Annotated in this window: 8 protein-coding genes and 1 pseudogene; all 9 read left to right on the top strand. The window is 37.8% G+C overall.

The features are described 5' to 3' along the window. The coding region (locus Q0323_RS05240) for a hemagglutinin repeat-containing protein (RefSeq protein ID WP_298052216.1) at nt 1-4,124 on the top strand (4,124 nt) is incomplete at its 5' end. Beyond that, nucleotides 4,121-4,849 (top strand): hypothetical protein, encoded by a 729-nt coding sequence (locus tag Q0323_RS05235; protein WP_298052213.1) that lies wholly within the window; start codon nt 4,121-4,123, stop codon nt 4,847-4,849. The genes Q0323_RS05240 and Q0323_RS05235, both read left to right, overlap by 4 nt. Before the next feature lie 68 nt (nt 4,850-4,917). Further along, a complete protein-coding gene (locus tag Q0323_RS05230) occupies nt 4,918-5,313 on the top strand; it encodes a hypothetical protein (RefSeq protein WP_298052211.1) in 396 nt (131 codons plus the stop codon). 65 nt (nt 5,314-5,378) lie between these two features. Beyond that, complete coding sequence (locus tag Q0323_RS05225) at nt 5,379-5,708, top strand: hypothetical protein (protein ID WP_298052209.1); 330 nt, start codon at nt 5,379-5,381, stop codon at nt 5,706-5,708. Between the two features lie 10 nt (nt 5,709-5,718). Beyond that, nucleotides 5,719-6,033 carry a hypothetical protein gene (locus tag Q0323_RS05220; RefSeq protein ID WP_298052208.1) on the top strand — a complete coding sequence of 105 codons (315 nt, stop codon included), beginning with the start codon at nt 5,719-5,721 and terminating at the stop codon, nt 6,031-6,033. A gap of 169 nt (nt 6,034-6,202) precedes the next feature. After that, the gene (locus tag Q0323_RS05215) at nt 6,203-6,439 is read left to right on the top strand and encodes a hypothetical protein (protein ID WP_298052206.1); all 237 of its coding nucleotides are present in this window, start codon (nt 6,203-6,205) and stop codon (nt 6,437-6,439) included. Next, entirely contained in the window at nt 6,429-6,821 is a 393-nt protein-coding gene (locus Q0323_RS05210; RefSeq protein ID WP_298052204.1) for a phytanoyl-CoA dioxygenase, read from the top strand. The genes Q0323_RS05215 and Q0323_RS05210 overlap by 11 nt, the downstream gene beginning before the upstream one ends. A gap of 38 nt (nt 6,822-6,859) precedes the next feature. After that, a complete protein-coding gene (locus tag Q0323_RS05205) occupies nt 6,860-7,288 on the top strand; it encodes a hypothetical protein (RefSeq protein WP_298052202.1) in 429 nt (142 codons plus the stop codon). Next, nucleotides 7,278-7,461 (top strand): annotated as a pseudogene (locus tag Q0323_RS05200) (phytanoyl-CoA dioxygenase); the annotation flags it as partial. The gene Q0323_RS05205 and the pseudogene Q0323_RS05200, both read left to right, overlap by 11 nt.

Raw genomic sequence — 7,461 nt, 5'->3', positions numbered from 1 at the left:
GCTCGCAAGAAGCCGATATCAATATAGCAGGCTCTGCGTTAAAAGCTAAAGAAGCTATAGATATGCAGGCGAGAAACAATATCAATATATCGCCTCTAAGCTATAACTCCTTAAACTATAAAAATAGCTCCAAATCCTCTTTGGGCGGATTGAAAGCTAGTATGGATATGCACTCGCTTTATAAGCAAAATTTGCAAAGCTCCTCCCTATCTAGCGAAACGGCAGATATAAACTTAAGAGCGAAGAACGATCTAAGTCTAATATCTGCGGATATTTCAAGCGGACGCAATCTAAACTTAAGCGCGGGAAATTCCATAAATATCCTAGCAGCCAAGGAGTATAAGCAGGAGTTAAGCGCCCATAAAAGAACAAGATTCAACCCTATATCGGTTCTAACATATTCCGGTTTGGTAGCAGCATCTATCATAGCTCCGGAAAATGCTATAGCCGCTATAGGAGTAGAAAAGATAGGCGGCAAGACCTTTACTGAGATATATAGATCGGATTATAATAGCAAGCAGGTAAAAGAAGGTATATCTAAACTATCTGATATCAAAGCCGCGGGTGATATAGGCTTAAACTCTCCTACAGCTTTTATAACTTCAAATATGAAAGCGGGCGGAGATATAAATATAGACGCCAAAAACCTAACGATATCCGCCGCCGCTAACGAATATAGCGAACAAAGCTTGCAAAAAAGTACCTCTGTATCTGTTGCTAAAGTAAAAGATATTCTAAGTCAGATGAAGCCTAAGTCCTTAGATGAATTTAAGAAGGATACCAGTATCAAAATAAAGTTAGCCGATGCCTCATACGATAAATCCAATACGAACCTATACGGCACCAAGGCCATCTCTTCTAATATGGAAGCTAAAAATATAACTCTTAGAGGGGATAATAGCCTAAGCGTTATAGGCTCAAACTTAAAGGCCAAAGAGGATCTTAACTTAATATCCAAAGATGGGAATATAAATATAATAAATTCCACCGACACTACAAGCTCCTCATCTAACTCTAAGCATCTGGAAGGCTCCCTATCTCTTACCGTTCAAAACGAATACGCCCAGATTGCTCCTGCGGCTATCGCCTTGCAAGAAGCGATAAAACAGCTAAATCAGACCAAAAAGCAATATAAGGAGTATAAGGATCAGAAAAATGCTCTACAAGACAAACTTGTCGAGTTAAAAAACCGCTATAAGGCTAAAGAGGTAGGCATAGACTACTCCGATATCGAAGATCTACAAAACATAATAGAGGACGTAAAGGACGAGGAGAAATACTATCTATCAAATATCGCTCTGGCTACTGCCAACGTAGCCTCTAAAACCGCCGCTCTCATCTCTCAAGGATCTGCTGCATCCTCTAGCTGGGTTACTTGGGGCTTTAGCGTCGGCGCCTCCGCAGAGCTTAGCGGAACCTCTTCCAAAGATAGTTCCAAATCAAATAGCTCCGTAGCCTCTAATCTTAGCGGTAAGAATATTAAAATTTTAACTGATAGCAATAAAGATACCGCTATAAATATCAAAGGCTCAAATTTATATGCTAGTAATGATATATATCTAAACACTCATAATCTATTTATGGATGCTTCGCAAGATAGCTATGAAGCTAAGCAAAACTCTAAAACCGTAAGCGGAAGAGTATCCGCTACCATGTATGGAGGCGGAGGAGGAAGCGCAGGGCTTGATTATTCTAAAAGTAATATGAAAGAGCAAAGCCTTAGCCACAATAACGCTAAAGTTTATGCAGGACATAATATATACGCCTTAGCTAGTAACGACGCTTTAATAAAAGGAGCTAACCTTAGAGCGGATAATGCTTTAGCTTTAAAGGTAGGACATGATCTAAGCCTTCATAGCTTAAGAGATAGCTATAATTACGATAGCAAATCAAGCTCTATAGGGGCAGGTATAGGCATAAGCGGCAGTAAAACAACCTCCGATCCGGACAATCCCTATGACATAGGCAACAATATAGTAAGGTATTCAAATTCCAAACTTTCAAGCATAAACGCTAACTACTCCAGATCAAAATCAAGCACTATGGTAAAACAGACCGTGCTATCTAGTATAACCGCTAAGCAGCTTGATATAGAAGTAGGAGCTAATACCGATCTGAAAGGCTCATTAATAGCTGCAGGCTACTATGATGAGAATGGAAATTTCATAGATAACGGCAAGCTTAGATTAAAAACAGATACCCTAACTTTTTCAAATTTAAGTAACACCAGATACGACAAATCAAATTCTTTAAGCATAGGAACCAATTATGCTTTTAAAGATCCGCAACAGGGAGAGGGAAGCGGAAGTAAAGATGGAGGTAGCAAAGCTAGTGATAGTAAGAGCTCCGAAGCTAAAGAGAGCACCGCGGGATCAAACTCCTTTAGCTCAAATCAAATGAGCGGTATGCAAACAAGCAGTACAGATATGAGCGCAGGAAAGGATGGCTGGAGCGCTCAATCTAAAGATAGCGCTACCGATCCTAAGTCTAAAATTTCATCGATTAACTACGCTAATAATAGAAACCTATCCTACTCTATAAGTAAAAGCTTAGCTACTATAGGAAAAGGAGAGCTTATAGTAGGAGATAAAGATATAAGCTCTTTAAGCAAGGATGAGCTTGCTTCTTTACAATCTGATCCTAACAATAAGGCTCTATATAACTCAGACGATCTTACGAGATTAAACAGAGACAGCTCCAAGCTAAGCAAAGAGCTATACTCTACCAAGCTAAACTCTAACGTTGATGCAAGCGTGGATATGAGGTTGTTTAGCGAAGGGGGAAGGAATGAGATAAAGGATGAGCTTAATAGGGGTAGCGCGATATACGAAGCTATAAATTTAATAGCAACTACTGAGAATGCAAAAGCCTATAAAATATTTGACTATATAGGAGGCTTTGTTAGTGGATACGATAAAGATAGTATGTCGCTTGCGGCAAATCTTGACGTACTAAACGATCCTCGCGCCGATATATTTAAAAAGCAACGAGCCGCACAGGATATAGCAAATCAAATGGGGGTAAAGGTTAAATTTGCCAATCTAAATAGAGGAAGCGGAGGAAAATTTAACTCAGACGATCCGAATGCCGTATATATCAATACAAAGCACATTAGCAATGCAAAAGAATTTATGGCATCTTTGCGACACGAGCTCGTTCATCGCAGCGATAATAAACGAGGTACTTTCATACCTAAAGATCCCGCGCAAAATCAATTCGCTACCAACTATGCCCTAGGCATGCTAAGTATGTCGGAAAAGGCTTTAAGATTAAACGGTAGAAGCCTTAACGACTATTCGCCTAAAGTAAATCCTAACGACAAAACCGTCGTAGCCGATACCAGATACTTTTACTCGCTGGATCAGAGGAAGAGCGATGATGCTGCTGTGGCAGCTATTCTGCCTATTATAGAGGCAGCCTCCGCTTCTATCTTTTTTATTAAAACTAGACAGTTATCAAAAGATTTTGGAAATTGGTTAATAAACTGGTATGAAGGTGATCAATACAATGCCTACTGGAATTATCCTGGAAAATATCCTGATAATGGCGGCACTACAAAGGAACGATCAAACATAAATTATGATAGAATTCTAAACGATTTAGAAAATAAAAATATACAGGCAAGAAGCTGGGACAAAAATGATCATATAAAAATATTCCCTAAAAATAGAGAAGAAAAGCTACCATACACTCAAATACCTCAATCGCCTATAAAACCAGAATTAACAATCGGCGGCGGAGTGCAGCTACAAAAAGAGCGCGGAGGACGCCCTTATACTCAAATGCCTCAATCGCCTATAAAACCAGAATTAACAATCGGCGGCGGAGTTCAGGGTAGAGAAACGGGATTTGGGGAAAATATTATTGGGTATATACCACCGCCAAAAACTAAAGACTTGAAAGGCTTTCCTGGATTGACTAAGGACAGGCGAAAAACTCCAAATCAGGGCGGCGGCGGATTAAGGAAGCGATGGAAAGACAAAAAGGGTAATATTTATGAGTGGGATTCTCGGCATGGGGCGCTAGAAAAATATGATAAGCAGGGGTGGCATTTGGGTCAATTTGACTATATAACTGGCAAACAAACTAAACCTGCGGATAAAACAAGAAGGATTCAAAAATGAAAAGCATAAAAGGTATTTTCCGTTATCTTTTTCCGGTAAGAGATGGACAGGAACTCTATGGACTTAAAATTCCAAAAGGGCAAAGCGGTCGTTTTGGCAAAGAATTTATATTCAAGCCTGAATTGATTGCGAAATCGGACGCGCAAAAACTCGGTCTAAAAATAGATCCAAAGCTTTTAAGAGATAAGCGAATTAAATTTCATATACGCGATATGTATTATAAGACATATTATGAGATAACATCTTTCGGTATCGATGAGAGCTACGCCGATTCGCGGCAAATAGATCTTGATTTAGAAGATATAAAACAAATCGTAAAATCGGATGAAGACGATCCCTACTATGTAGATAGCTATAGCTTAAACATAGAGCAGATGAGATCTTTTGGATGCATCGATATGGTTAAGCCCGGTTTTTCATACTTCTTAGATTGCTCTGCTAGCCATGAAAGAATAATCAAAGCTCCAAATAACGGAGATAAAAATATAAAAGGCTGCTATATAAATGTCTTTGATAGCGATAAGGACGCCTTTTACTTGGCATTATTGGACGTTAAGCTGCCTTTTAGCGAAGTTGCAAAAATAGTCCGCCCGCTGGGCGTAGAGGCAAATATCCACTATTCTTATAGCCTCTCCGAAGAGCAGATTATAAAATTGGGATTTCCTGAAATTTTAAAAGAAAACGACGGCAAAATCGACGCTCAAATATCGGTAGAAATAGTATAATTTAAAATTTAGCCGTTAATGGGTAATTATATAGGTTTAGTGGGTTTGTAAATTTATGAGGAGCGTAAATGACTACTATGTATGTTGGTTTTTGGTTATCTTCGGATAAATATAACTTTGATTTTTCGGACTTGATCCTATGCGGGGAGATTGAGAAAAATAAAATTGGTGACATAAATAAAAGACGTGGCGAAGTCATAAATAGATGTAACTGGTCGTGTTGTACTGCCAAGAAAGAGTGTGTATACACGGACGATGCGTTAAAAGATTTGTATGAAATTTTAAAAACGAACTTTGGCGATATCAAAAAGAGGATATCGGAATTAAATTTAACCGTTAATATTTATGTAGCGGTAGATACGACGGAAAAGGACGATGTATATTCTATCGACTTTAGTAAAGAAATGCTAAAAATGTGCGCCGAACTAAATGCCGATGTCTGCGTAGACGGGATATATTATTAATTTGTATAGGAATAAAGATGGCGTGGAAAATGAATTTTTAATAGGCGATTGAAAGAGCAGAAGCGATGAAATTTACAAGACAGCTTTCTTTCTTTACCCTTGCTCTTTTAACCGCCGCTCTCATCTCTCAAGGATCTGCCGCATACACACCAGAAGAATTGTATGAAAAATTTATAAAAAATGATAGTACCTGGAAAAAGGGGAGGGCAATAGCTATCCATTTGTCTGCATGTGGCAGTGCAAATTATGCGCAGGAGCTTTCTAATTTAATCTATACAAAAACAGGAAGGTCTGTCGTTGTATATGGGACAAAGGGAGAGTATGGCTACAGCCCTATATTTTTTCTACCAAACCTTAGCGACGAAGGCATGGAGAAATTTAAACCAAATATATAAGGAGTAAAAAATGAAAAATAGTTTTCAACAGGTATTTTTAACACTAGTGACTTTGATCGCCGGCGGTCTAATGTATTGGGCATTGGATTATCGGTTTTCTCAAGATGCCGAAAGGAAAGATCCTTGCTACTATGCATATTTTAAGGTTTATGATAATAATAAAAGCAGATTCGCTTATTGCATAAACAAAGAGCTAAGGAGGGCGGCTTCTCAGATAAAATATTACTTAAAATTTCTGCCCGAGGATATTAATTTTACATCAGAAGAAGAACACGTAATAGAAAAAGGCAGAATGTTTTCAAATTCGCTTAATGAATTGAAATAATATAGTAAAAGTAGATTTTATAGTAGATGGAAATGGCTTGCGCTAAATGTCAAGAAATTTAAAATGGCTGGCTAGACAGGAAACATCGACTAATGTAGGAGATTTTACCGGTCTAGCATGCGCATCATTTTAAGAGATATTCTCAAGAGCGCCGAAAGACTGGAAAGTAGTGCTACAAAATGACGGTAAAGGAATAAAATTTGTCGATAAAGATGGTGTAGAAAGAGTTAGAATACATGCACCGGAAAACAATCCTAAATTGCCAAGCACCGCAAATACTAATAACGGATGGGTTTTAAGAATTCCTGCTAGTAGAAAAAAGTATTTTGATGATTCCGGTAAAATATTACCATATGATACTGATGAAACCCATATCCCAATAAAAGGAAACCCAAATGCAAATTAACGGAAAAGAGATATTTGAGAAAGGCGGTCTTATGTTTTATTTAAGCCGAATGGCTTCTTTGGAACATCAAGTCAAATATTTAGTGCATGCTACGGCTAAATCTTACGAAGACCCATCAGAAATGGCGGAACTACTATGCGATGAATGCTGGCGTGCCCTTGACGAAAAATTTAGATTCTGCTTCTTGCCCTATGAAAGAGAGATTTTAAAAGAGCTTGCAGAGCTTATTTATAAATACTTTAAAGATCAAAGCTTGTTAGAGGGAGATACTTATGACTATCTAGTCTATCAGAACAAATCCTGGATAGAGGTTAGAGAGCTATCTTTAAAGACCTTACATATTTTCGGATATGATTTAGGTGACTTTGATCTATTATATTAAACTAACGGAGACAGCACTTAAATAAAAAGGAAACCCAAATGCAGAAAAATAATGCACAAAAGGCTTTTATTGTCGAGCCTTTATATTGTCTTGCATCGAGAAAACATCAGATTAGATATATAGATAATTCCACTATCGATGAATATGCAACACTGGGCGAATTAGTCGAATATGTATATAATCCTCTAGAGATAGCCCAGAGACCGGAATACAAATTTCTATTTACAGAAACAGAACTAAAAGTTATAGCAGAGTATAAAGAGATGATCGATTATTTTTATAGCAAATATGACTACGATGAGATATATGATAATATGCCTGAAATTTGGAAAAAGATAATGGAGAAGTCATTAAGACTACTGAATATACTTGATTTCACTCTTGACGATTTTTATGAGTGTGGGGATTTAAAATCCAAAACCAACGAAACCCACATCCCAATAAAAGGAAACCCAAATGCAAATTGACGGAAGAGAGATATTCTACAAAGGTAGTCTTATGTTTTATCTATGGCGAATGGCCTCTTTGGAATATCAGGATAAATATATTATTCATCCCACAATCGACGCATATGAGGATCCATCAGAAATGGCAGAACTTCTGTGCACTGAATGCGAAAATGCTTTATTGGAGCGGTTTG

Source organism: uncultured Campylobacter sp., assembly GCF_938030145.1.
Classification (GTDB): domain Bacteria; phylum Campylobacterota; class Campylobacteria; order Campylobacterales; family Campylobacteraceae; genus Campylobacter_B.
This window is presented reverse-complemented; position numbering and strand designations above follow the sequence as displayed.

Coding starts and splice junctions, on each gene's coding strand:
- Q0323_RS05230 (WP_298052211.1), top strand. CDS start 4,918: ATGACTACTATGTATGTTGGTTTTTGGTTATCTTCGGATAAATATAAC.
- Q0323_RS05235 (WP_298052213.1), top strand. CDS start 4,121: ATGAAAAGCATAAAAGGTATTTTCCGTTATCTTTTTCCGGTAAGAGAT.
- Q0323_RS05225 (WP_298052209.1), top strand. CDS start 5,379: ATGAAATTTACAAGACAGCTTTCTTTCTTTACCCTTGCTCTTTTAACC.
- Q0323_RS05220 (WP_298052208.1), top strand. CDS start 5,719: ATGAAAAATAGTTTTCAACAGGTATTTTTAACACTAGTGACTTTGATC.
- Q0323_RS05210 (WP_298052204.1), top strand. CDS start 6,429: ATGCAAATTAACGGAAAAGAGATATTTGAGAAAGGCGGTCTTATGTTT.
- Q0323_RS05205 (WP_298052202.1), top strand. CDS start 6,860: ATGCAGAAAAATAATGCACAAAAGGCTTTTATTGTCGAGCCTTTATAT.